The organism is Microbacterium sp. F01, from assembly GCF_056156365.1.
Genome location: NZ_CM149592.1, coordinates 4,526,518 through 4,549,875, shown reverse-complemented (window position 1 = coordinate 4,549,875; position 23,358 = coordinate 4,526,518). Strand labels below are relative to the sequence as shown.

The following is a 23,358-nucleotide window of genomic DNA, read 5'->3' as shown; positions in this document are numbered from 1 at the left end:
TTCTCCTTCTGTGGGAAGTCTGTCCACGCTCATTCAACGCGACACGCGCGAGAAGTGTTCCCGGCTTGCGCGGCGCAGGTCCTCGCGCTACGCCGCGTCGACCTTCGCGACCGGCTCCGCGCCGGGAAGCCCGTCGATCTCGGCCGCGTCGGGAGCCGGTGCCCCCGCCTCACCGAGGGCGGCGAGGAAGTGCTCCACGTCCAGGGCGGCGACGGTGCCGCTGCCCGCAGCGGTGACCGCCTGACGGTAGGTGGGGTCGATGACGTCACCGGCGGCGAACACACCGGGGATCGACGTGCGCGACGAGCGGCCGTCGACCCACACGGTTCCTTCAGGGGTGAGGTCGAGCTTGTCGTGCACGAGGTGCGTGCGGGGGTCGTTGCCGATCGCGACGAAGACGCCGTCCAGCGCGAGCTCACGACGCGAGCCGTCGACGGTGTCTTCGAGCACCACGCCGGTGACCGCTTCGTCGCCGAGGATGTCGACGACCTCGCTGTTCCACACGAACTCGATCTTGTCGTTCTTGAACGCGCGCTCCTGCATGATCTTCGAGGCGCGCAGCTCGTCACGACGGTGAATGATGTACACCTTCGACGCGAACTTGGTGAGGAACGTCGCCTCCTCCATCGCGGAGTCGCCGCCTCCCACGACCGCGATCACGCGCTCGCGGAAGAAGAACCCGTCGCACGTCGCGCAGTACGAGACGCCACGGCCCGACAGGCGGGCCTCACCCTCGATGCCGATCTTGCGGGGCGCCGAGCCGGTGGCGAACACCAGGGCGTCCGCCTCGTGCGACGCGCCGCTGCCGAGGGTGACCTTCTTGACCGGGCCGTCGATGTCGAGCGAGACGACGTCGTCGTACAGCACCTCGGCGCCGAACCGCTCGGCCTGCTCCTGCATCTTGGCCATGAGGTCGGGCCCCATGATCGCCTCGGGGAACCCGGGGAAGTTCTCGACCTCGGTGGTGTTCATCAGCTCGCCGCCGGCCTCGACCGAGCTCGCCACGACGAGCGGGCTCAGGTTGGCACGGGCGGCGTAGATCGCCGCCGTGTAGCCCGCAGGACCCGAACCGATGATGATGACCTGACGCACGTGCGCACCTTTCCTCGTGAAGCCTCGCGGAGTCTGTCATGACACACACGATGGCTCCGGATGCCTCAACACATGGTAACCGCGCGGCATTCCGCGACCCGTCCCCCGCGCCCCTTCGGGACACACGGGCCTGGGCGGGCTCAGCGTCGGCCGGGCAGGAAGCGGCGCACCAGGCCGGTGGCGACCGAGAGCTCGGGAGCGCGGAAGAGGGCGAGGATGCCGAGATACACGGCGATGACGACCGTGCCGATGATGGCGGCGCCCACGGCGCCGAGGATCTTGTCGGAAGCCGTCCAGCCGCCGACGCCGCCCAGCAGCTGGAACGTCAGCCAGCCGACGACTCCCGCGGGTATCGCCGCCAGTGCGAACCTTGCGAGCGCCCACAGCCACGATCCGACGTGGATGCTGCCCAGTCGACGATGCAGCAGCCAGGTGGCGACGATCACCTGCACGACGCTGGAGAGCGACTGCCCGAGGGCGACGACCGCGACGAGCTGCGACGCGGGAAGGATGCCGTCGTTGAACGCCCACAGGGCTCCCCACGCCGACGCGACGACGAGGGCGCACTGCAGGACGGTGAAGAGGAAGGGTGTGCGGGTGTCGTCATAGGCGTAGAACGTGCGTTGCACGACGAACAGCACCGCGAGGGGAATGAGGCCGACGAGGTAGCACAGCAGCACTCCCGCGGCGCCGACGGCTTCGGACGCGCTGCCGGTGAAGATGCGCGAGGCCGGGATCGCTGCGACCGCCATCGCCGCGGTCGCGACCACCACGAAGAAGCCGAGCGTGCGGATGCTGCGCCCGATGTCGCCCCGCACCTCATCGTCGCGTCCCGCCTTCGCGTGCTCGCTGAGCTGCGTGAAGTAGGGCGTCCCGATCGACAGCACGATGATCGAGTAGGGCAGCATGAACAGCAGCCAGGCGTTGGCGGCGACGAACATGCCCGGGTCGCCTTCCGGGACGTGCGACATCACCTGCGACTGGACGAGACCGGCGAGCTGGCCCGCCACGACCATCAGGAACGTCCAGCCGGCGAGCTTGCCGATCTGCCCGAGACCGACCCCGCGCCAGCGGAAGTCCGGGCGGATGTGGAGCCCGGTGCGTCGCCAGAACACGAAGAGGATCGCGGTCTGCGCCACGATGCCGAGCGTCGCCGTACCCGCGAGAACGGCGATCATCTCCGGCGTCCACGCCGTGGACGAGCCTGCAGGCCCGAACAGCCAGATGAAGGCGACGAAGCCCGCGATCGACACGATGTTGTTGACGATCGGAGCCCACGTGTACGGGCCGTACACCCGCCGTGCGTTCAAGGACTCGCCGACCATGGCGAACAGCCCATAGAAGAGGATCTGCGGCAGGCACCAGTAGGCGAACGCGGTGGCGAGCGCCTGCTGCGACGCGCTGAACTCCGGGGCGTACAGCGCCACGAGCAGCGGCGCCGCCAGTGTGGCGATCAGGGTCGTGCCGAGCAGCACGACAGTGCCGAGCGTGAACAGCTTCGACACGAAGGCTCGGCCGCCGTCATCGTGTGCGGCGGCCTTGACGATCTGGGGCACCACGACGGCGCTCAACAGGCCCGTCGAGATGATCGTGTAGATGTTGTTCGGCAGCTGGTTGGCCACGGTGAACGCGTTGCCGCCCGCAGTGGTCGCGCCGATGGCGGACACCAGCACCACGGAGCGAAGGAACCCGGTGAGGCGCGAGACGATCGTGCCCGCGCCGATGAGCGCGCTGGCGCGCCCGATCCCGCTCACTGCTCGTCCCCCTCGGTCACAGCGGGCACCTCGCCCTCGCCCTCAACGGCCGTCTCACCCTCGGCATCGCCCGGGGCGGCAGCATCCGTCCCCTTCCGTCGACGGCGCACGCGCAGCACGGTGCGGGCGATGCCGAACAGGAGGAGGATGCCGACGAGCACGGCGAGGGCGGCGATGCCGACGGCCTCCCAGTCGGCGTAGACGTTGACCTCGACGGATTCGGGCTCGCCGATGGCGACGAAGGCGGGGCTGCGCAGCTGCAGGGTCAGGGTGACGTCGCCGCGGCCGACGCGCGCCTGCACCGGCACCTCGACCCGCGTGTTGCTCTGCGGCGTCGCGACGATCGGGGTCTCGCCCTGCACGTCGAGGCGCAGGTTGTCGCGGGTCGTGTAGAGCACGAGGTTGACGGGGTACGGCAGGTCGTTGCGCACCCAGAACCGCAGGGCGGCGCTCGAGCCGTAGAGGTCGCTCGGGCTCGTGGGGAGCAGCGCGACGGAGTCCAGCGTGCCCGCGGTCGCGGCGCGGTGGTCGGCCAGCACGGTGGGCCAGGTGGCGTCGCCGACCCACGCGACACCGAGCAGCTGCAGGATGTCGGCGCGCTCGGGTCCGGTCAGCAGCGACGGCTGGTCGAGGATGGTCGCGAACCGCGCGAGCTCGCCTTCGTCTGCGACGAGAGCGGATGCTGCGGCCGCGCGCTCCGGGGAGGACTCGGCGTCGGTCAGCTCGACGTCGAACGCTTCGCCCGCGGCGACCGTCGCGATCGTGCGGGGCGTCACGTCGGGCGCGGAGAAGGCGGCGGAGATCGCCGCGCCGAGCGAGACCCGCGAGCGTCCGTCGCCGCGGCCGACCGTGACGAGGAGCGGTCCGTTCGTCTCGGCCGCCGCGAAGGCGAGGTAGGCGGTGGCGGTCGTCAGCGGTGCGCCGCGCAACCAGGGCTCCTCCTGCTGCGAGGCGTCGTCGAGGGCGTCGGAGACGTCGCTGTCGTAGACGAGCACCTCGCCGTCGCCGACCCGGCCGTGCGCCGACACGGTGCGTCCGTCGGAACCGGCGTCCGTCGTGGACGACGGGATGAGGGTCACCGGGGCGGTGCCGTCGTCGGTCGCGATGCCGGCGAGGCTCGAGACGATCTGGGCGTCCGCCGTGCCGTCGGCGGGCCAGTACACGCCCTGGCGCGTGGCGGGGCCCACCGCGAGCAGCGCCTCTGTGCTCGGCAGGGCGCTGTCGGGCTGGGGCGTGGGCTCGGTCGTCGGGGCGCCCGACGGGGCCGGGGTGGCTGTCGGCGTGGGAGTCGTCGCAGCGAAGTCCGACTCCGACATGTACGCGGTGAACGAGGTGGGCTGCAGCGGCCGGGGCAGGCCCGCCTGCAGCTGCGCGGTGACGTCGGCGTCGCCGAACTGCAGGGCGAACCGCGAGTTCTGGATGCTCTCCAGGCGCGTGAGCCACTCGAGCGCGGACTCGGGCGCTGACGTGCCCAGCACGCGGATCGACGCCGGCACGGCCGGGTCGACCGCGAGGATGGCCGCGGTTCCGGTGACTCCGTCGAGCTGATTGGTGAGGTCGCCGTCCGGCGCGGTGAGCTCGGCGAGCTGGTCCGCGGTGAGGAGACCGTCGCTGAGGGCGCCCGCGGTGATCGGCACGACGACGCCGATGCCGGCGTCCGTCGCCTCGGTGGGCGGGACGATCATCGTGCTCGTCGACGTGACGGTGCCGTCGGCCCCGGGGTACGACGCGGCGAGCGGGTAGACGCCGGGCGCGAGTCCCGCGAGGGCCGGGTCGTCGGCGGGGATCGTGATGCCGCGCACCTGGAACCCGCCGGGCTCGACCGCCGCGATCTCGTCGGTGCCGATCGCGTCGAGCGCCACGTCGGTGGCCGTGCCGTCGAGCCATGCCCCCAGGTCGTCGCGATCGGCGATCCGCGTGCGCCCGAGCGACAGCGTGACGGTGGCGGGCGCCGTCTCGGCGTCCGTGCCGTTCTGCATCGAGACCGACACGCTCAGCGCATCGCCCGGGTTCACGATGCCGTTCGACACGGGCGACAGGGTGAACACCGTGGTGCCCGCGGGGACGGCGGAGGTCGCGGTCGGCGACGGCGTCGGGGACGGGTCGGCCGCGATCGCCGGAGCGGGCAGCAGAAGCCCGGCGAGCACCGCCACGGCCGCCACGCCGGCGGTCACGAGGCGCGGTGCGCGGCGTGGGGCACGCCGCGGGGCTCGCGGTGAAGTCACGATCATCCTGTCGGGGGTTCGCTCCTGTGCGATGTCCTGACCGCACGATCGAGGAGATTCTACGGTCCGCGCCTCCGAGCCCGCCGGAGGGCGGGCGGCGCGGTTGAATGGAGCCGTGCTCCCCGAACCGGATACCGACCTCTGCCGTGACCTCGCCGCCGACCTGCACAGCGCAGGGTTCACCGCCGAAGCACTGCGCGACGCGTGGGGCGCCGCAGCCGACGATGCGATCGCGCGCGGCCTCCGGTCGCCGGCGTCGCGGGCCCTCGGCGACCGCGGCGACGCCCTCGCCGTGCTGGGCAGACTTCTCGTGCTCGGGATGCCGCAGGCCGCAGCATCCGTGGATCAGACCCTCTCGCGAGCCGGCGCAGCAGGGCTCGTGCGGCTGGGGCTCGCCGAGATCGACGGCGACGAGGTGCGCCCGCACGCGGTGGTGCGACCGCAGTCGTATGCCGACGCTTCGCGACCCGGCCAAGATGAGACGACGGCGCAGTGGTGGATCGCGAGCGACCTCGACGAGGCCGCACTCGGCGGGCCGCTTCCCGAGGATCACGTGCTCGGCGTCGGCGGAGCGTCGCTGACGCTCGCCGGGCTGCAGCTTCCGACCCCCGCGGAGCGCGCGCTCGACATCGGAGCGGGGTGCGGCATCCAGGCGCTCCGCGCCCGCGCGCATGTGAAGCACATCGTGGCGACCGACATCTCGCCGCGCGCGCTCTCGTTCACGCGCCTGAACGCCCTCCTCAACGGCATCGACGGCATCGAGGTGCGCCTCGGCAGCCTCTTCGAGCCGGTTGCCGGCGAGCTGTTCGACCGCGTCGTGTCGAACCCACCGTTCGTCATCACGCCGCGGGTCGCCGACGTGCCCGCCTACGAGTACCGCGACGGCGGCATGGTGGGCGACGACGTCGTGGCCGCCTTCGTGGCGGGCGTCGGCGCGCACCTCGCGCCCGGCGGGGTCGCGCAGCTGCTCGGCAACTGGGAGACGCGCGACGGCGTGCCGGGCCTCGAGCGCGTGCGCGAGTGGGTCGAGTCGTCGCCGGTGCCGCTCGACGCCTGGGTGGTCGAGCGCGAGAGCCTCGACCCGCTGTCGTACGCCGAGTTGTGGGTGCGCGACGGCGGCACGCTGCCCGGCACGCCCGGCTTCGCGAGACTCGTCGACGCGTGGCTCGACGACTTCGCGGCGCGTGCGGTGACGGAGGTCGGGTTCGGATACCTGCTGCTGCGGCGTCCGGCCGCCGGGTCTCCCACGCTCGACCGCTACGAGACCCTCCACACGGCGCTCGCGGGCGAGGGACTCGGCGCACACCTCGCGGCCGCCCTCGAGGCGCACGATCGCCTCGGCGCCCTCGACGACGCGGGGCTCGCAGCATCCGTCCTCCTCGTCGCCCCTGACGTCACCGAGGCGCGCCATCATCTGCCCGGAGCCGAGGATCCGACGGTCATCGAGCTGCGGCAGGGCGGCGGATTCGGGCGCGCGCTCGGCGTCGACCCGGGCCTCGCGGCCCTCGTCGGGGCGTGCGACGGCGACCTGCCCGTCGGCGTGCTCGTCGACGCGATCGCCGATCTGCTCGAGGTCGATGCGGCGGCACTCCGCGCGGACCTGCTGCCCCGCGTGCGCGAGCTGACGTTCACCGGCTTCCTCCGGTTCCCGTAGGGACCGCTCGGAAGGCCCCGCCCGCGCGCAGATAGGCTCGATGTCATGCTCAACATGGCCGAGGGCATCGCGCGCCTCGGCGCGCTCGCCGAGTCCCCCGTCGTCGCCACGCTCGCTCGCGCGTTCTCCGACGCCGGCTTCGACCTCGCGATCGTGGGCGGTCCGGTTCGCGACGCGCTGCTCGGCCGGCCGACGAACGACCTCGACTTCACGACGAACGCGCGCCCCGACGACATCCTCAAGATCGTCACGCCCATCTCGACCGCGCAGTGGGACATCGGCCGCGCCTTCGGCACGATCGGCGCGCGCGTGCACCGCGAGCAGGTCGAGATCACGACGTACCGCGCCGACAGTTACGACGGGGTCACGCGCAAGCCCACCGTCGAGTTCGGCGACACCATCGAAGGCGACCTCGTGCGCCGTGACTTCACCGTGAACGCGATGGCGCTGCGGGTTCCCGGGCAGACGCTGGTGGACCCCACCGGCGGCGTCGAGGACCTCGTCCGCGGCATCCTGCGCACCCCGACCGACCTCGCGGTGAGCTTCGGCGACGATCCGCTCCGGATGCTGCGGGCCGCCCGCTTCGCGTCGCAGCTCGGATTCACCGTCGACCCCGCCACCGAGGCCGCGATGGAGGAACTCCGCCGCACGCTCGAGATCGTGAGCCCCGAGCGCATCCAGGGCGAGCTCGTGAAGCTGCTGGCCACGAACGACCCGGTACGCGGCATCCGTCTGCTCGTCGAGACGGGGCTGATGGCCGAGTTCCTGCCCGAGATCCCCGCGCTGCAGCTCGAGGTCGACGAGCACCACCACCACAAGGACGTCTACGAGCACTCCCTCACGGTGCTGCGGCAGGCGATCGAACTCGAGAAGAAGCGGAATCCGGATGCCGCGCCCGACGTGGCCCTCCGGCTCGCGTCGCTGCTGCACGACATCGGCAAGCCCGCGACCCGCCGCCTCGAGCCCGGCGGCGGCGTCACGTTCTACCACCACGACCTCAAGGGCGCGCGGATGGCCCGCAAGCGCCTGCAGGAGCTGCGCTTCGACACCGCGACCATCGCCACGGTGTCTCGGCTCATCGAGCTGCACCTCCGCTTCTTCGGGTACTCCGAGGGCGCGTGGACCGACTCCGCCGTGCGGCGCTACGTGCGCGACGCCGACGCCGAACTCGATCGCCTGCACATCCTCACCCGTGCCGACGTGACCACCCGCAACGTCAAGAAGGCCACGCGTCTCGCGCGCGCCTACGACGACATCGAGCGCCGCATCGGCGAGCTCGCCGCCCAGGAGCAGCTCGACGCGATGCGCCCCGAGCTCGACGGCAACCGCATCCAGGAGGTGCTGGAGCTGAAGCCCGGCCGCGAGGTGGGCGAGGCGTACAAGTTCCTCCTCGACCTGCGCCTCGACGAGGGCATCGTCGGTGAAGAAGAGGCCGAGCGCCGCCTGCGGGAGTGGTGGGCCGCCCGCGCCTGATCGCGCGCGCACCTACACTGGACCCACGCTCCACCGACGTCGATCGGAGCCGCCGTGTCATCATCCTGGTCGCAGCGCCGCGAGGTGTCGCCCGAGACCTCCCGCCTGCTGATCGAGCGCGCCCACGAGGAGCTCGTCGCCGGCAACACCGCCGACGAGCGGCTGCGCGACGTCCGGCTGCTCGTGCGGGACTCGTGGCGCCGCTCCCTCGACAGCTTCGTCGGAGCCGAGGCGCTTCCGCCCCTCGACCTCACGGCCGAGGAGCTCGAGGCGTACCGTCGCGCCCACCCGCTCGCCGCGGTGATCGACATGGTGCGCGGCCTCCTGCTTCCGGGCGAGGCATCCGAATCCGGCGTCGTCGTCGCGGTGGGTGACGCCGCCGGACGCCTGCTGTGGGTCGAGGGCGACCGGAACGTGCGCCGGCTGACCGGAGACATGGGGTTCGTCGAGGGCGCGAACTGGTCCGAGGACGCCGTCGGCACCGCCGCCCCGGGCACCGCGATCGCCCTCGACCGGTCGGTGCAGATCACCGGCGCCGAGCACTTCAACCGGCTCGTGCAGCCGTGGTCGTGCAGCGCCGCTCCGGTGCACGACCCCGAGACGCGGCGCATCCTCGGCGTGATCGACGTGACCGGCGGCCTCGAAGCCGTCACCCCTCAGGCGCAGCTGCTGGTGGAGGCCACGGCCCGGGCGATCGAAGGCGAGCTCCTGGTGACGCGGCTCCGTGCCCGCGCCGAGCCGCCGCGACCCGCCCGTCGCGCGCCCGCCCGGCGCGTGGAGCCCACGCGCGCGACGTTGCGGGTTCTCGGCCGCGACCGGGCGCAGCTCGAGGTCACCGGCGAGGGGTTCGAGTCGGTGTCCGAGCTCGGCCCGCGCCATGCCGAGCTGCTGCTCATGCTCGCCGTGCACCGCCAGGGCCTGTCGGCCGAGCGGCTCGGCGACCTCGTGTACGGCGAGGCGGCCGGGGACGCGGCATCCGTCACCCTCCGCGCCGAGATGGTGCGCCTGCGCAAGGCGCTGACGACGGCCGCCCCGGCGCTCGTGCCCGAGTCGCGGCCGTACCGCCTCGGCGTCGAGGTCGAGACCGACGCGCACCAGGTGCTGTCGCTGCTGGATCGCGGCGCGCACCGCGTCGCGCTCGCGGCCTACCGCGGCGACGTGCTGCCCGACTCGGTGGCGCCGGGGGTCGAGGAGTTCCGCGACACGGTCCGCGTGGCGCTGCGCGAAGCACTCATGGCCGAGGCATCCGTCGACGTGCTCCTGGCATATGCGGAGACGGATGCCGCATCCGACGACGTCGAGCTGCTCCGGCTGTGCCTCTCGATGCTGCCGGCGCGCTCGCCCCGCCGCGCCGGCCTCGTCACCCGCATCGAGAGGCTCGAAGCCGACGCCTGAAGCCGGTCGCAACGTTGTGCAACGTTGCCCCGCCTACCTTCGATGGCACGCGACGAGGACCGTCGCGAAGCGTCGAAGGAGACCAGCAATGACCATCGTCGAAGAGGGCGTCTCGAGCGTCTACGCCGCACCCGGGCAGCGAGGATCGATCGCCGACTACCGTCCCCGCTTCGGCCACTACATCGGCGGCGAGTTCGTCGAGCCGATAAAGGGCCAGTACTTCGAGAACATCACGCCCGTCACCGGCAAGCCCTTCACCGAGGTCGGCCGCGGCACCGTCGAAGACGTCGATCGGGCGGTGGAGGTCGCATGGAAGGCCTTCGAGTCGTGGAAGCGCACGACTCCCGCCGAGCGCAGCGTGATCCTCAACAAGATCGCCGACCGCATCGAGCAGAACCTCGAGCGGATCGCCGTCGCCGAGACGTGGGAGAACGGCAAGCCCGTCCGCGAGACGCTGGCCGCCGACATCCCGCTCGCCGTCGACCACTTCCGCTACTTCGCCGGCGTGCTGCGCGGCCAGGAGGGCTCGCTCAGCCAGCTCGACGAGGACACCGTGGCGTACCACTTCCACGAGCCGCTGGGCGTCGTCGGCCAGATCATCCCGTGGAACTTCCCGATCCTCATGGCCACGTGGAAGCTCGCGCCGGCGCTCGCCGCGGGCAACTGCGTGGTGCTGAAGCCCGCGGAGCAGACGCCCGCGTCGATCCTGTACCTCTTCGAGATCATCGGCGACCTGCTGCCGGCCGGCGTCGTCAACATCGTCAACGGGTTCGGCATCGAAGCGGGCGCGCCGCTCGCGCAGCACAAGCGCATCCGCAAGGTCGCGTTCACGGGCGAGACCACGACCGGCCGCCTCATCATGCAGTACGCGTCGCAGAACCTCATCCCCGTGACACTCGAGCTCGGGGGCAAGAGCGCCAACGTCTTCTTCGAAGACGTCGCACGCTCCACCGACGACGCCTACTACGACAAGGCGCTCGAGGGCTTCACGCTGTTCGCCCTGAATCAGGGCGAGGTCTGCACGTGCCCGTCGCGGGCCCTCATCCAGCGGTCGATCTACGACGGCTTCCTCGGCGACGCCCTCGATCGCGTCGGCAAGATCGTGCAGGGCAACCCGCTCGACCCGGCGACGATGATCGGGGCGCAGGCGTCCAACGACCAGCTCGAGAAGATCCTGTCGTACATCGAGATCGGCAAGGCCGGCGGCGCGAAGCTGCTGGCGGGCGGTGAGCGCGCCGACCTCGGCGGCGAGCTGTCGGGCGGCTACTACGTCACGCCGACGGTGTTCGAGGGCACGAACGACATGCGCATCTTCCAGGAGGAGATCTTCGGACCCGTGGTCTCGGTCACGTCGTTCGACGACTTCGACGACGCCATCTCGATCGCCAACGACACGCTGTACGGCCTCGGCGCCGGCGTCTGGAGCCGCTCCGGCGACACCGCGTACCGCGCCGGTCGCGCGATCGAGGCCGGCCGCGTCTGGACGAACACGTACCACCAGTACCCCGCGCACGCCGCGTTCGGCGGCTACAAGCAGTCCGGCATCGGTCGCGAGAACCACCTCAAGATGCTCGACCACTACCAGCAGACGAAGAACCTGCTGGTGTCGTACGCCGACGGAGCCATGGGCTTCTTCTGATCCGGCCCTCCCCACAGGACCCGGGCGGAGGGAGCCCCACACCCTCCGCCCGGGTCGCATCACACCCCGAGGAGAACGCGATGGCCGAGACCCGCACCTACTCACGCGTGGCGGTGACGGATGCTGCGGCCGCCCTCCTGCGGCAGCTCACGACGCAGCACGGCACGCTGATGTTCCACCAGTCCGGTGGCTGCTGCGACGGCAGCGCACCCATGTGCTACCCGGTGGGGATGTTCCTCACCGGGCCCTCGGACGTGCGCCTCGGGGACCTGGACGTGGGCCTCGACGATCCGGTGGAGGTCTTCATCTCCGAGGCCCAGTTTGAGTACTGGAAGTACACCCACCTCACCATCGACGTGGTGCCCGGCCGGGGGGCGGGCTTCAGCGTGGAGGGTCCGACCGGCAACCGGTTCATCATCCGCAGCCGCATGCTCGACGAGGAGGAGCTCGTGCACTTCGGCCTGTCACCGAGCGCTTCGCCCGGCTGACCCGCGTTCACATCACCCGCTCGCACCGAGATCACCCGTTGCGCACGCGAACAACGGGTGATCTCGGCGAGATCACCCGTTGTGGACGCGGCTCAGGCGCTGTCGCGGATGTCGCGAGCGAAGCCCTCGGCGTGGGCGCGCAGCGCCTCGATGCGCCGCTGACGCGCGGCCATCACATCGAAGCCGAGGTACGCCGGCGGCATCGGCCGCCGGGCGTTCACCGAGCACTCGAACCTCTCGCACAGCAGGGTGCCGACGGTGTCGCCGTTGCGGCCGGCCTTGCCGGCGCGCTTCGCACCGAAGAGCACGACGTCGTTGGGCAGGGTGACGTCCTCGCACCACGAGCACTGCGCGCGGGTGCGCGTGCGCTGCTCGGTCTGGCGCAGCAGGATGCCGACGGCCTCGCCGTCGACCGGCACCACGATGAAGCCGGCGAGCGGCTGCTTCGGGTCGCGCCAGCCGAAGTAGTCGAGACCGTCCCAGCCCACCTGGGCGAGGTCCGGAACGATGACGGCGTTCCGCTCGCGCAGCGAAGCGTTGACGAAGGACGCGCGGATGTCCTTCTCGGAGAAGGCGTGCATGATTCCTCTTTCATAGAGCACAGTTCACAGGGGTCGCCGAAGGGTCGGCGAAGATCCGGATGCCGCGGACCGACCGGTCCGTGGAGAGCCGAGCCGCGTCGCAGCGGGCCTCAGGCCCGGCGACGCGCGCGGCTACCTCCTCTCGGCGCGTGGAGCGCCGAGTACCCCCTCACGCCCGCGGGGCGTCGTGAACGTCGAATGCACGCCCGACAGCATACGCTCGTCGGCCTGCACGCCGGCCTCGCGCTCAGCGGAGGAACGCCGGCCCGATCTGGGTGAAGATCCAGAACAGCACCACCACTCCGCCGACGATGACCGAGACCCACGGCACGCCGCGCTGCAGGCGTCGGCCCTCCGGGGCGACGCCGGGCGGCGGGCGCAGCGCATCGAGCGGCGGATGGAACGGCACGGATGCTGCGCCTCCCTGCCCTGCGCCGACGCCGGCCGCTGCGGAACCGAGGGGCGCAGCATCCGTCATCGAAGCGGCAGCGGCTGCGGCCAGCCGCTCGTCGCGCCACCGCGCCCACTGCGCGAACTTGTCGAGGAGGGCCCCCACGACCGAGAACAGCCACGCCCACGTCTGCGGGTCGAGGGTGGAGAAGTCGCGCTTGGCGTAGAGGAAGAGCCAGTCGTCGACGATCTCGACGTCGAGCGCGGCGGCGTTGTCGATGAAGCGCGCCATGATGTCGGGAGTGAAGAGGTACAGCGCGTCGCGCTCGTAGTCGGCGGGGCAGTACAGCGAGAAGTACTCGTCGAAGTCGCCCTCGAGGCTCAGGCGCTGATCCTTGTCGAACGTGAGCGGCAGGTTCGAGCCGAACAGCCCGTTGTTGCTCGTCGCGTCGAGCACGATGTGGGGCAGGGGCGTGTCGAGCTTCACGGCGACGTAGCCCCACTGGTGGGTCTGCCGGTTCTTGCCCGAGCCGGTCGTGTACCGGTAGTTCGCGAACTCCACGAAGCGCGGGCGGTCGCCGCGCACGAGGTCGATCGACTGGCGACTGCTGCCGATCGAGAAGATCATCCCCGGAAGCCCGGGTGCGTCGAGCCGGGGCTCGTATTGCATCGCATTCGCGCGCGCGAAGCGGTCGAGACGGTACATGCGCTCGCTGCTGCTGCTCGCGCTCCGCACGAACAGGGTGATGCCCACCGCCGCGATGATGCCGATGACAACGAGTGGCAGGAAGCCGAACAGGACGGCGAGCCCTCCGCCGTCGGCCCGCGCGGTCGCGGCGCCGACGAGGCTCGTGACGAGCGTGATCGTGACGGAGCCGAACATCACGATCACCACGAACGCGATGACGATGACGACGAGCACCCCGAACACGGGCGAGCCCGTGATGCGCCCCGTGCGCCGCAGCTCCTGCACGAAGGCGCGCGCGGCGCCCGGCGAGACGGGCTCCACCAGCGGGCGCGCGTCGAACGGGTACGACGCCGGCGCTGCGGGAAGACTCACGCGACCACGCTACCCGCGCCCGTCCGCGGCGGCGTGGGGGGTATCGGGGAGAATCGACGCAGACGCGCGTGAGCGCGCACCGACGCGAGGAGGCGCCGTGCCCGATGTCCGCCGTGACCCCGACGATCTTGCCGCACTGCGCGAGGCCTCCGACATCCTCGGCATCGACGGCCTGCTGAGCGCCGACGAGCGCGCGACCCGCGACCGCGTGCGCGCGTTCGTCGACGCCGAACTCCGCCCGCACATCGCGGACTGGTTCGACCGTGCGCACTTCCCCGTCGAGCTCGCGCCGGCGCTCGGACGCCTCGGCGTGCTCGGCATGGAGCTGGAGGGGTACGGATGCCCCGGCCGCAGCGCCGTCGAGTACGGCCTGGCTGCGCTCGAACTCGAGGCCGGCGACTCGGGCATCCGCACCTTCGTCTCGGTGCAGGGATCGCTCGCGATGGGCTCGATCCATCGTTGGGGCAGCGAGGCGCAGAAGCAGGAGTGGCTGCCGCGAATGGCGGCGGGAGAGGTGATCGGCGCGTTCGGGCTCACCGAGCCGGGTGCCGGGTCCGACCCGTCGAGCATGACGACGTTCGCCCGGCGCGACGCCGGCGACTGGGTGATCACGGGAGCGAAGCGCTGGATCGGCCTCGCCTCGATCGCGCAGCTCGCCGTGGTCTGGGCGCAGACCGACGACGGCGTCCGCGGCTTCATCGTCCCGACCGACGCCCCCGGGTTCGGGATCACGGTGCTCGAGCCGAAGGGCTCGATGCGGGCGTCGGTCCAGACGGCGCTGCACCTCGACGCGGTGAGGGTGCCGGCATCCGCCCTCCTTCCCGGAGCGCGAGGATTGCGCGGACCGTTCTCCGCCCTCAACGATGCGCGGTACGGCATCGTGTGGGGCGCGATCGGCGCCGGTCGCGACAGTTATGAGGCGGCCGTGCGCCATGCCCTCCGGCGAGAGCAGTTCGGGCAGCCGATCGCCGGATTCCAGCTCACGCAGCGCAAGCTCGTCGACATGGTCGTCGAGTTGCAGAAAGGCGCCCTGCTGGCGCTCCAGATCGGACGCGCGAAGGATGCCGGCACTCTGACGCCCACCCAGATCTCCCTCGGCAAGCTCAACAACGTGCGCGAGGCGATCGAGATCGCGCGCGAGGCCCGCACGATCCTGGGCGGCGACGGCGTGCTGCTGGAGAACTCGCCGATCCGCCACGCGGCCAACCTCGAGTCGGTGCGCACCTATGAGGGCACCGACGAGGTGCACACCCTCATCCTCGGGCAGCACCTCACCGGACTCGGCGCGTTCCGATGACGGATTCCGAGGAACGCTCGACCGGCCCGCTCGCGGGCGTCGTCGTCGCGGACTTCTCGCGCGTGCTGGCGGGGCCGTACTGCACGATGCTGCTGGCCGACCTCGGTGCGACCGTCGTCAAGGTCGAAGGCCCCGCGGGCGACGAGACGCGGCACTGGATGCCGCCGTCGCACGACGGTGACGCGACCTACTACCTGGCGATCAACCGCGGCAAGCGGGCGATCACCCTCGACTTCGACGTTCCCGATGACCTCGCCCTCGCCCGCGCACTCGCCCACCGCGCCGACGTCGTGATCGCGAACTTCAAGCCCGGCGGGCTCGACCGGTTCGGCCTCGACTTCGACAGCGTGCACGCCGTCAATCCCCGAGCCGTGTACGTCTCGATCACCGGCTTCGGCGCCGACTCGGCGCTCCCCGGCTACGACGTGCTCGCCCAGGCGCTGTCGGGGCTGATGAGCGTGACCGGCGCGCCTGGCGGCGAGCCCACGAAGGCCGGGGTCGCGATCGTCGACGTCGTGACCGGCCTCCACGCGGGTCTCGGCGCGCTCGCCGCACTCCGTCACCGCGACACCACCGGCGAGGGCCAGCACGTCGAGGTCAACCTGCTGTCGTCGGCGCTGTCGGCGCTCGTGAACCAGTCGGGGGCGTACGCGATCGCCGGCGTCGTCCCCGAGCGGCTCGGCAACGACCACCCGAGCGTGTACCCCTATGGTCCGTTCGCGACGGCCGACGGCGAACTCGTGCTCGCGGTCGGCAACGACGGCCAGTTCCAGCGTCTGTGCCGGGTGCTTCAGATCCCGGATGCTGCCACCGACCCCCGCTTCCTCCGCAACGCCGATCGCAGCACGGGTCGCGAAGCCCTGCGCCCCGTGCTCGTCCGGGCGCTCGCGGCCCGTCCGGCGACGGAATGGGAGGCGCTGCTCACGGCGGCCGGCGTCCCCTGCGCCCCGATCCTCACGATGGACGCCGCGTTCGACCGCGCCCGTGCGCTCGGCCTCGACCCCGTCGCCCACGCCGGCGACGCGCAGGTGCCGGGGGTGCGGCATCCGATCTCCCTCTCCGCCACGCCGCCCGCCTACCCGCTCGCGCCGCCGGCACCCGACGCCGATCGGGCCTGGGTTCGGCGTCTGCTCGGCGATCCGGTACCATAGGAGGGTTGTCCGTGTGAGTGCGCGCCTGCGCGCCGGCGGATGACGTGCAACACACCCTCCTGCTGCCGGGAAATGCCCGACAGCCGTTCTAGTCCGAAGGAGGTGGGTTAGTGACGCACCAGTACGAGCTCATGGTCATCCTGAACCCCGAGATCGACGAGCGCCAGGTCGGCGCCAACCTCGACAAGTTCCTGAAGGTCATCACGACCGACGGCGGCACCATCGAGAACATCGACATCTGGGGCAAGCGCCGCCTTGCCTACGAGATCCAGAAGAAGAACGAGGGCATCTACGCCGTCGTCAACTTCACCGCCACGGCTGAGACCACGCAGGAGCTCGACCGCCAGCTGAACCTGAGCGAGCAGATCATGCGTACCAAGGTCCTCCGCGCCGAGGAAGCGATCGCCATGATCGCCTCGGAGAAGCAGCGTGCCGACGAGCGCGCCGCCCGCAAGACCGCCAAGGCTGCGAAGGCGTAAGGACGATGGCCGGCGAGACGATCATCACCGTCGTGGGCAACCTCACGGCTGATCCCGAACTGCGGTACACGCAGAACGGTCTCCCCGTCGCGAACTTCACGATCGCGTCGACGCCTCGCAACTTCGACCGTCAGGCGAACGAGTGGAAGGACGGCGAAGCGCTGTTCCTCCGCGCGAGCGTGTGGCGCGAGTTCGCCGAGCACGTGGCCGGCTCGCTGACGAAGGGCATGCGGGTCATCGCGACCGGCCGCCTCAAGCAGCGCAGCTACCAGGACCGCGAAGGCAACAACCGCACCGCGATCGAGCTCGAGGTCGACGAGATCGGCCCGTCGCTGCGCTACGCGACCGCTCAGGTCACCCGCGCCGCGGGCGGCTCCGGCGGTGGCGGCGGCAGCTTCGGCGGTGGCGGCGGTCAGTCGCGTCCGCAGGTCGCCGACGAGCCGTGGTCGACCCCCGGTTCGCAGAACGCCGGCGGCGCCGGCGGCGGCGACGCGTGGGCTGCCCCGGGCGCCTACGGCGACGACACCCCGTTCTGATCGGTCAGATCTCAGCAACAGATTCCGGATGCCCCGTGACGAGGCATCCGATCAGCAAAACGTAAAGGAAACACCATGGCTGGAAAGGCAACCGGCGACCGCCGGAAGCCGCGGAAGGGCGCGAAGAACGCGGCCCCCGCGAAGGCGATCCGTGTCGGCGTCATCGACTACAAGGACGTCGCCACCCTCCGCAAGTTCATCTCGGAGCGCGGGAAGATCCGCGCCCGTCGTATCACCGGTGTCTCGGTGCAGGAGCAGCGTCTGATCGCCAAGGCGATCAAGAACGCGCGCGAAATGGCGCTCCTGCCTTACGCCGGCGCTGGCCGCTAAGGAGTACCCACATGGCAAAGCTCATTCTCACGAACGAGGTCGCCGGGCTCGGAAGCGCCGGTGACGTGGTCGAGGTCAAGAACGGGTACGCCCGCAACTACCTCATCCCCCAGGGCTTCGCGGTCGCGTGGACCCGCGGTGGCGAGAAGCAGGTGGCATCGATCCGCGCCGCCCGCGAGGCGCGCGCGATCCACGACCACGAAGAGGCCGTGGCCCTGAAGAACAACCTCGAGACCAACAAGGTCCGCCTGGCCGTCAAGGCCGGTGCCGAGGGTCGCCTGTTCGGCGCGGTCAAGACGACCGACGTGGCCGAGGCCGTCAAGGCCGCCGGTCTCGGCGAGCTCGACAAGCGCAAGATCCACATCACCTCCCCGATCAAGTCGGTGGGCGAGCACGAGGCGACAGTTCGTCTGCGTGACGACCTCACCGCCGTGATCACCCTGCAGGTGGTCGCCGCCAAGTAACACCTGGCGCGCACGAACGGATGCCGCAGACCTTCGGGTCTGCGGCATCCGTCGTTTCCGCGTCAGAGCCCGTACCGTTCTCAGGATCGGCGTCGCGGAGGGGCGGGTCCGAGCCGGAATCACGGGCATCGGCCGCCGCATACGGCCGAGCCGTCCTGAGAACGGAACACGGCGGACGGGTCAGAGCCAGCCGTTCTCCTGCGCGAGGCGTGCGGCGTCGGCGCGGTTGCGGGCTCCGGTCTTGCCGATCGCGGCGGAGAGGTGGTTCCGGACCGTCCCTTCGGACAGGTGCAGGAGGCGGGCGATGTCGGCGATCGAGCCGCCGGTCTGCGCCGCCGACAGCACGTCGGTCTCCCGCTCGGTGAGCGGTGACTCGCCCTGGGCGAGCGAATCCGCCGCGAGGACGGGATCGACGACGCGCAGCCCCTGGGCGACGCGGCGCACGGCGTCGGCGAGCTGGGCGGCGGGGGTGTCCTTCACCACGAAGCCCGATGCGCCGGCCCGCATGGCGCGCGTGAGGTAGCCGGGCCGGCCGAACGTCGTCACGATGAGCACGCGGCACGCCGGGAGCGCCGCACGCAGAGCCGCACCCGCCGCGATGCCGTCGAGCCCGGGCATCTCGATGTCGAGGATCGCGACGTCGGGGCGCGATCCGAGCGCCGCGTCGACGACCTCATCGCCGCGGCCGACCTCGGCGACGACCTCGATGTCGGACTCGAGCCCGAGCAGGGCCGACAGGGCGCCGCGCACGAGGGCCTGGTCGTCGGCGATCAGGAGCCGGATCACAGCGTCACCCGCAAGCTGAAGCCGCCGAGGTCGCTGCGCCCGACAGCCAGGCGTCCGCCGGCGGCCTCGACACGCTCGCGCAGGCCGCTCAGCCCCGACGAGCCGGCCGCGGTGTCCGACGGCCCGGCGCCGTCGTCGGCGATCTCCACCTCGTGGGTCCCCAGCGTCACGCGGCAGACCGACGCGCCGGAGTGCCGCACGACGTTCGTGACGCCCTCGCGCACGACCCACCCCGCGAGTTCGCGGCGAACCGGGGGCACAGCATCCGTCGACGAAGGCAGCTGGGCAGCGATGCCCGCGGCCTCCAGTGCCGCCCGGGCTGCGGCGAGCTCGCCGCTCACGTTGACGGACCGCACCCCGGCGACGGTCGCCCGCACGTCGGCGAGGGCGCCTCGGGCGAGCGACTCCACCTCGGCGATCTCGGCCTTGGCGCGCTGCGGGTCGACGTCGACGAGCCGGCCCGCCAGCTCGGCCTTCACGGTCACGACGGTGAGCGAGTGGCCGAGGATGTCATGGATGTCGCGTGCCACCCGCCCGCGCTCACGCTCCACGGCCAGGGCCTCGAGCTGCTTCTGCGCGTGGCGCAGCTGACTCATCGCGGCCGTGGTGCGGGCGAAGGATGCCAGCATGATCGAGATCGAGACGATGATCGCGGGAACCCAGAGCACGTTCGCGTCCCAGCCCTCGCTCAGGCCGCCGGTCACGAGAGCGAGCGCTCCGAGGCCGAGAATCGTCGGCCACGTCCAGCGCCAGGGGAAGACGCACATGCCGAACGTGACGCCGACATAGGTCCAGGTGGCGGCGATTCCCCAGCCGAGCCAGGGGAACAGGGTGAACGACAGGGCGAACAGGCCGATACACACCGCGAGCCGGCCGCGGGTGCGCAGCGTCCAGGCGACGGGCGCCGACACGAGGAACGCGACCGCGAACACGACGACCACGACCACCCCGATCGTCGCCGTCGCGGCGGAGGGTGACTGCGTGAGAACCCCCCGCACGATGTCGGCGAGCCACAGCAGGGCGACACCGGCACCGATGTACCAGCCGGCGGCCTGTCGTGACCACAGAGCGCGTGGCAGAGTGCCGCTCGCGCGGATCGTCGCGTCGAGACGCCGTGCCGGCCCTCCCTGAGGACCGGCATCGAAGCCGTCGTCACGCCGCGTCGCGTGCATGGCACTCACCCTAGGGCCCTCAGACGCGCTTGGTGTCGCGGCGGAAGGCCCACGCCGCACCCGCGATGAAGATCCCGAACCAGGCGACGGCGTTCACGAACCAGAGCAGGTCGACTCCCGCACCGGTGAGCGGCGCCCGCGCGATCTGACTGATGCCGTACACCGGCGTGAACTGCGCGATCACCTGGACGAAATCGGGCATCGCGCGGAGCGGGGTGAACAGCCCGCCGAGGAACGACAGCAGCACGATCGCGAGGCTCGTGATCTGCGCCGCGCCCTCGCCCGGCACGAGGTAGCCCATCATGAGGCCGAGCGTCGTGAAGACGGCGCTCGCGAGCAGCCAGGCGGCCAGTCCGGTCGCGATCCACTGCGCGGCCGAGAGCTGGATGCCGCTGAGCGACCCAGCCAGGTAGGTTCCGACGACGGCGAGGAGGCCCAGCAGCATGCCGGCGATCGTCTTGACGATCACGTTCACCAGCGGATTCAGCGGGGTGAGTCGCAGCTGGCGGCTCCATCCCTGCGCCCTCTCGATCGCGATGGCCGCACCGGTCTGCGTGGCCGACATCATGGCGCCGTACATCGCCATCGACACCATGATGTAGGCGGCCACCGACGGCCCGCCCTGCGAGAGCGGCGTGGCCGTGAGCGGCTGGTCGCGCAGCGGCAGCCCGATGATGACGAACATCACGATGGGGAACGCGACGATGAAGAGCAGGACGCGGCGGCCCCGGAGCTTGCGCTTGAGCTCGATGCCCAGGTAGGTGAGCGTGAAGCCGCCGAGCGGGGGGATCCGTCGCTCGAGCGATACCCGGTCGGTCTGCGTGGCAGTGGTCATGATGCCGTTCCTTCGGAGGTGAGGGCGAGGAAGACGCTCTCGAGTGTCTGTGCGGCGATCTCGATGTCGCGCGCATCGGTGCGGGTCAGCAGGTGCCGGGTGACGGCATCCGAGTCCCGCGTGAAGATGCTGAGCCGGTCGCCCAGCGCCTCGACGCTGTCGACGCCGGGAAGCGCCGCCAGCGCGGCCGGATCCGCATGGGTGACCGTCGCGGTCACGGTGCGGCCCGACACCATGTTCTTGATGGCGGCGGTCGGCCCGTCGGCGACGATGCGCCCCCGGCTCATCAGCACGATCCGGTCGGCGTACTCGTCGGCCTCGTCGAGGTGGTGCGTCGCGAACAGCACGGTGCGACCGCGCGCGGCGTCGGCCCGGATGGCGTGCCAGAACGAGCGCCGGCCTTCGACATCCATGCCGGTGGTCGGCTCGTCGAGGATCAGCACGCCCGGGTCTGAGAGCAGCGCCATCGCGAAGCGCAGGCGCTGCTGCTGCCCGCCCGAGCAGAGGCCGACCCGACGGGCTGCGATCTCGGCGATGCCGGCGCGCTGCAGCACTTCGTCGACGGGTCGGGTGTCGGCGAACAGGCTGGCCGTCAGATCGAGCGTCTCGCGGACCGAGAGGTCCTTGAGCAGTCCGCCCGTCTGCAGCACCGCCGACACGAGGCCGTGCGCGATGGCCGCTCGCGGCGACTCGCCGAACACGCGCACCGCTCCGGAGTCGGGCTCCGACAGGCCGAGCAGCAGGTCGATCGTCGTGGTCTTGCCCGCGCCGTTCGGCCCGAGGAACGCGACGATCTCGCCGGGGTTCACGCGGAGCGTCACCCCGTCGACCGCGTGCACCTTGCCGAATGACTTGCGCAGGTCGGTCGCGACGATGGCGAGAGGAACGGCGGATGCGGCGACCGCCGCCGGCGCCGGCCGGGCGAGGGGTTGTGTGGTTTCCATGCCCTCAGCGTCGCGCCGGCGGGGTACGCGACCCTCACACAGGCGTCACGATGTGCCCGTGACAAACGTCACGGGTCAGAAGATCCAGTTCGCGCCGGCCGCGACCGGCCAGGACCACGCGACCGAGGCCGCGCGCAGAGCGTCGGGCGCGCGGACCTCGATGAGCCCCGCCTGCGCGAGCGCCGCGAGCGAGATCGACCCGAGGTGCGCGGCGCCGAGCTCGCGGATGTCGAGAACGAGGTCGGGTTCGGAATCGGATGCTGCCACCTCCGCGTGCTCCCACGCCCGGGCCCGCACGCGCCAGCGGCCGGCGTTCGCGGGCAGCATCGCGTCGGTCACCTCGAGCACGACGTCGACGTCGCCGGCGAACCGGCGTTCCGCGAGCGCGGTGGACAGGTCGAGGATGCGGATCCATGAGTTGTCCTGGTAGTCGGGGACTGCCGGCCGGATGTCGACGAGCAGCGACACGATCGGGTCGTCGACGGGCAGATTCGAGATCTTGACGCGGCTGGTGAGGTCGAGATCGAGCAGCACCGACCACATGCGGTGCGCCGCGGCCGCGGTGAGTGCGACCGCTTCCCGTACGTGCACGGTGCCTTCGGCGCCGGCGCGCTCCCACGACGTCGCACGACGGAACGTCGCGTACGCGAGCGTGTTGTCGGCCGCGTCGCGCACGAGCAGGAGCCGCAGCGACTCCTTTCCGCCGCGGTACGAGGGCGGGTCGGCCTCGCGCGCGGTGCGCTGCTCGGGCGTCTCGCGCGTCGCCCACCCCGGGCGGCCGAGCCCGGCGGGCTGCCGCGCGTAGCCGCGATGGATCGAGGCCAGGAGGTCGCCGTGGGCCTCAGCATCCCATTCCTCCAACTCGACCTCGAGCTCGGACGCCCCAGTCACCGGGCGCAGGGCAGCGCCGCGCGGAATCGTGAGGTTCAGCTGCGTCGCGGCCATGCCGTACCCGAAGCGGCCGTAGATCGGGGTCTCGGCGGCCATCAGGCCCGAGATCGCCTCGCCGTTCGCGAGGCAGTCGGCGAAATGGTGCTCGACCATGCCGCGGAGGATGCCGCGGCGCCGGTGCCCGGGGTGCACGCCGACCCAGGTGAGCCAGCCGCACGCGACCTCAGCGCCGGGGACCGGGTAGGCGCGCAGCGGATACGCGCCGTGGAAGCCGGCGAGCACCTCGTCGTCATCTACGCGGGCGACACCATACGTGCGATCCCAGCTGAGCGGGCTCGGCAGTTCGCGCAGCGCCTCGACCGAGCGTTCGGTGGGGAACGCCCATGTGTCCAGGCGCAGGACGTCTTCAAGCCGGTCGGCGTCGACGGCGGTGAGGCGGTAGGGCTCGGGAAGCGGCATCCCTCCACTCTGGCGAGGAGGGCACGGACGCGCAACGCGCCGGCGTGACGAGTCGGATGCCGCGAGCCCCCCGGTCGCGGCATCCGCTCGTGGCATCTCCGGGTGCGGTGCCCCGATCCAGGCACTGCCGGGAAACCGCACGGCGGAGATGGCTTGTGGGGCCCCCGATCGCGAGACCCGACGCCAGGCAGAGCCGGCGCTCGCGATCGGGGGCGTTCAGGGCGGGAGGGCCGCTGGGGTTCGGCCCTCCCGCGTGCTCACGC

The 23,358-nt window shown here is 71.4% G+C and carries 21 protein-coding genes; 11 read left to right on the top strand and 10 right to left on the bottom strand.

The features are described 5' to 3' along the window. Window positions 1-87: 87 nt before the first annotated feature. From trxB to ACVN90_RS20845, 3 genes are all read right to left on the bottom strand, one after another. The gene (gene trxB / locus ACVN90_RS20855) at window positions 88-1,092 is read right to left on the bottom strand and encodes a thioredoxin-disulfide reductase (protein ID WP_475100105.1); all 1,005 of its coding nucleotides are present in this window, start codon (window positions 1,090-1,092) and stop codon (window positions 88-90) included. Window positions 1,093-1,232: 140 nt separating this feature from the next. Beyond that, window positions 1,233-2,846, bottom strand: coding sequence for a murein biosynthesis integral membrane protein MurJ (gene murJ / locus ACVN90_RS20850; protein WP_475100104.1), 1,614 nt, complete (start codon window positions 2,844-2,846; stop codon window positions 1,233-1,235). Beyond that, window positions 2,843-5,071, bottom strand: a complete 2,229-nt coding sequence (locus tag ACVN90_RS20845; RefSeq protein ID WP_475100103.1) for a DUF6049 family protein — start codon at window positions 5,069-5,071, stop codon at window positions 2,843-2,845. Before ACVN90_RS20845 ends, murJ begins: the two co-directional genes overlap by 4 nt. 115 nt (window positions 5,072-5,186) lie before the next feature. Between ACVN90_RS20845 and ACVN90_RS20840 the strand changes: the two genes are divergently transcribed. The 5 genes from ACVN90_RS20840 (at window position 5,187) to ACVN90_RS20820 (ending at window position 11,720) form a co-directional block, all read left to right on the top strand. Next, window positions 5,187-6,725 carry a DUF7059 domain-containing protein gene (locus ACVN90_RS20840; RefSeq protein ID WP_475100102.1) on the top strand — a complete coding sequence of 513 codons (1,539 nt, stop codon included), beginning with the start codon at window positions 5,187-5,189 and terminating at the stop codon, window positions 6,723-6,725. A gap of 45 nt (window positions 6,726-6,770) precedes the next feature. Beyond that, window positions 6,771-8,198, top strand: a complete 1,428-nt coding sequence (locus ACVN90_RS20835) for a CCA tRNA nucleotidyltransferase (protein ID WP_475100101.1) — start codon at window positions 6,771-6,773, stop codon at window positions 8,196-8,198. A 54-nt stretch (window positions 8,199-8,252) separates the two neighbouring features. Continuing rightward, window positions 8,253-9,593, top strand: a complete 1,341-nt coding sequence (locus tag ACVN90_RS20830; protein ID WP_475100100.1) for a GAF domain-containing protein — start codon at window positions 8,253-8,255, stop codon at window positions 9,591-9,593. An 88-nt stretch (window positions 9,594-9,681) separates the two neighbouring features. Continuing rightward, window positions 9,682-11,232 (top strand): acetaldehyde dehydrogenase ExaC, encoded by a 1,551-nt coding sequence (gene exaC / locus ACVN90_RS20825; RefSeq protein WP_475100099.1) that lies wholly within the window; start codon window positions 9,682-9,684, stop codon window positions 11,230-11,232. 80 nt (window positions 11,233-11,312) lie between these two features. Beyond that, window positions 11,313-11,720, top strand: a complete 408-nt coding sequence (locus ACVN90_RS20820) for a DUF779 domain-containing protein (RefSeq protein ID WP_475100098.1) — start codon at window positions 11,313-11,315, stop codon at window positions 11,718-11,720. Window positions 11,721-11,812: 92 nt separating this feature from the next. Here the strand turns inward: ACVN90_RS20820 and ACVN90_RS20815 are convergent, their stop codons facing one another. Both ACVN90_RS20815 and ACVN90_RS20810 read right to left on the bottom strand, forming a co-directional pair. Next, complete coding sequence (locus ACVN90_RS20815) at window positions 11,813-12,301, bottom strand: FBP domain-containing protein (RefSeq protein ID WP_475100097.1); 489 nt, start codon at window positions 12,299-12,301, stop codon at window positions 11,813-11,815. Between the two features lie 247 nt (window positions 12,302-12,548). Then, complete coding sequence (locus ACVN90_RS20810) at window positions 12,549-13,751, bottom strand: hypothetical protein (RefSeq protein ID WP_475100096.1); 1,203 nt, start codon at window positions 13,749-13,751, stop codon at window positions 12,549-12,551. A gap of 97 nt (window positions 13,752-13,848) precedes the next feature. Between ACVN90_RS20810 and ACVN90_RS20805 the strand changes: the two genes are divergently transcribed. The 6 genes from ACVN90_RS20805 to rplI all read left to right on the top strand — a co-directional run bounded on the left by ACVN90_RS20805 (window position 13,849) and on the right by rplI (window position 18,008). Further along, window positions 13,849-15,048: an acyl-CoA dehydrogenase family protein gene (locus tag ACVN90_RS20805; protein ID WP_475100095.1), complete on the top strand. Its 1,200-nt coding sequence runs from the start codon at window positions 13,849-13,851 to the stop codon at window positions 15,046-15,048. Further along, window positions 15,045-16,199 carry a CaiB/BaiF CoA transferase family protein gene (locus ACVN90_RS20800; RefSeq protein WP_475100094.1) on the top strand — a complete coding sequence of 385 codons (1,155 nt, stop codon included), beginning with the start codon at window positions 15,045-15,047 and terminating at the stop codon, window positions 16,197-16,199. The genes ACVN90_RS20805 and ACVN90_RS20800 overlap by 4 nt, the downstream gene beginning before the upstream one ends. A gap of 110 nt (window positions 16,200-16,309) precedes the next feature. Further along, window positions 16,310-16,678: a 30S ribosomal protein S6 gene (gene rpsF / locus ACVN90_RS20795; RefSeq protein ID WP_018173635.1), complete on the top strand. Its 369-nt coding sequence runs from the start codon at window positions 16,310-16,312 to the stop codon at window positions 16,676-16,678. Between the two features lie 5 nt (window positions 16,679-16,683). Beyond that, window positions 16,684-17,214 carry a single-stranded DNA-binding protein gene (locus ACVN90_RS20790; RefSeq protein ID WP_116195174.1) on the top strand — a complete coding sequence of 177 codons (531 nt, stop codon included), beginning with the start codon at window positions 16,684-16,686 and terminating at the stop codon, window positions 17,212-17,214. Between the two features lie 75 nt (window positions 17,215-17,289). Then, window positions 17,290-17,544 carry a 30S ribosomal protein S18 gene (rpsR, locus tag ACVN90_RS20785; protein WP_005054609.1) on the top strand — a complete coding sequence of 85 codons (255 nt, stop codon included), beginning with the start codon at window positions 17,290-17,292 and terminating at the stop codon, window positions 17,542-17,544. A gap of 11 nt (window positions 17,545-17,555) precedes the next feature. Continuing rightward, window positions 17,556-18,008: a 50S ribosomal protein L9 gene (rplI, locus tag ACVN90_RS20780; protein ID WP_116195175.1), complete on the top strand. Its 453-nt coding sequence runs from the start codon at window positions 17,556-17,558 to the stop codon at window positions 18,006-18,008. 180 nt (window positions 18,009-18,188) lie between these two features. Here the strand turns inward: rplI and ACVN90_RS20775 are convergent, their stop codons facing one another. The 5 genes from ACVN90_RS20775 to ACVN90_RS20755 form a co-directional block, all read right to left on the bottom strand. After that, complete coding sequence (locus ACVN90_RS20775) at window positions 18,189-18,794, bottom strand: response regulator transcription factor (protein WP_475100093.1); 606 nt, start codon at window positions 18,792-18,794, stop codon at window positions 18,189-18,191. Continuing rightward, a complete protein-coding gene (locus tag ACVN90_RS20770) occupies window positions 18,791-19,966 on the bottom strand; it encodes a sensor histidine kinase (RefSeq protein ID WP_475100092.1) in 1,176 nt (391 codons plus the stop codon). The genes ACVN90_RS20775 and ACVN90_RS20770 overlap by 4 nt, the downstream gene beginning before the upstream one ends. Before the next feature lie 19 nt (window positions 19,967-19,985). Further along, a complete protein-coding gene (locus ACVN90_RS20765) occupies window positions 19,986-20,801 on the bottom strand; it encodes an ABC transporter permease (protein ID WP_475100091.1) in 816 nt (271 codons plus the stop codon). After that, the gene (locus tag ACVN90_RS20760; RefSeq protein ID WP_475100090.1) at window positions 20,798-21,745 is read right to left on the bottom strand and encodes an ABC transporter ATP-binding protein; all 948 of its coding nucleotides are present in this window, start codon (window positions 21,743-21,745) and stop codon (window positions 20,798-20,800) included. The genes ACVN90_RS20765 and ACVN90_RS20760 overlap by 4 nt, the downstream gene beginning before the upstream one ends. Before the next feature lie 75 nt (window positions 21,746-21,820). Further along, entirely contained in the window at window positions 21,821-23,095 is a 1,275-nt protein-coding gene (locus ACVN90_RS20755; protein WP_475100089.1) for a GNAT family N-acetyltransferase, read from the bottom strand. Between the last annotated feature and the right edge of the window lie 263 nt (window positions 23,096-23,358).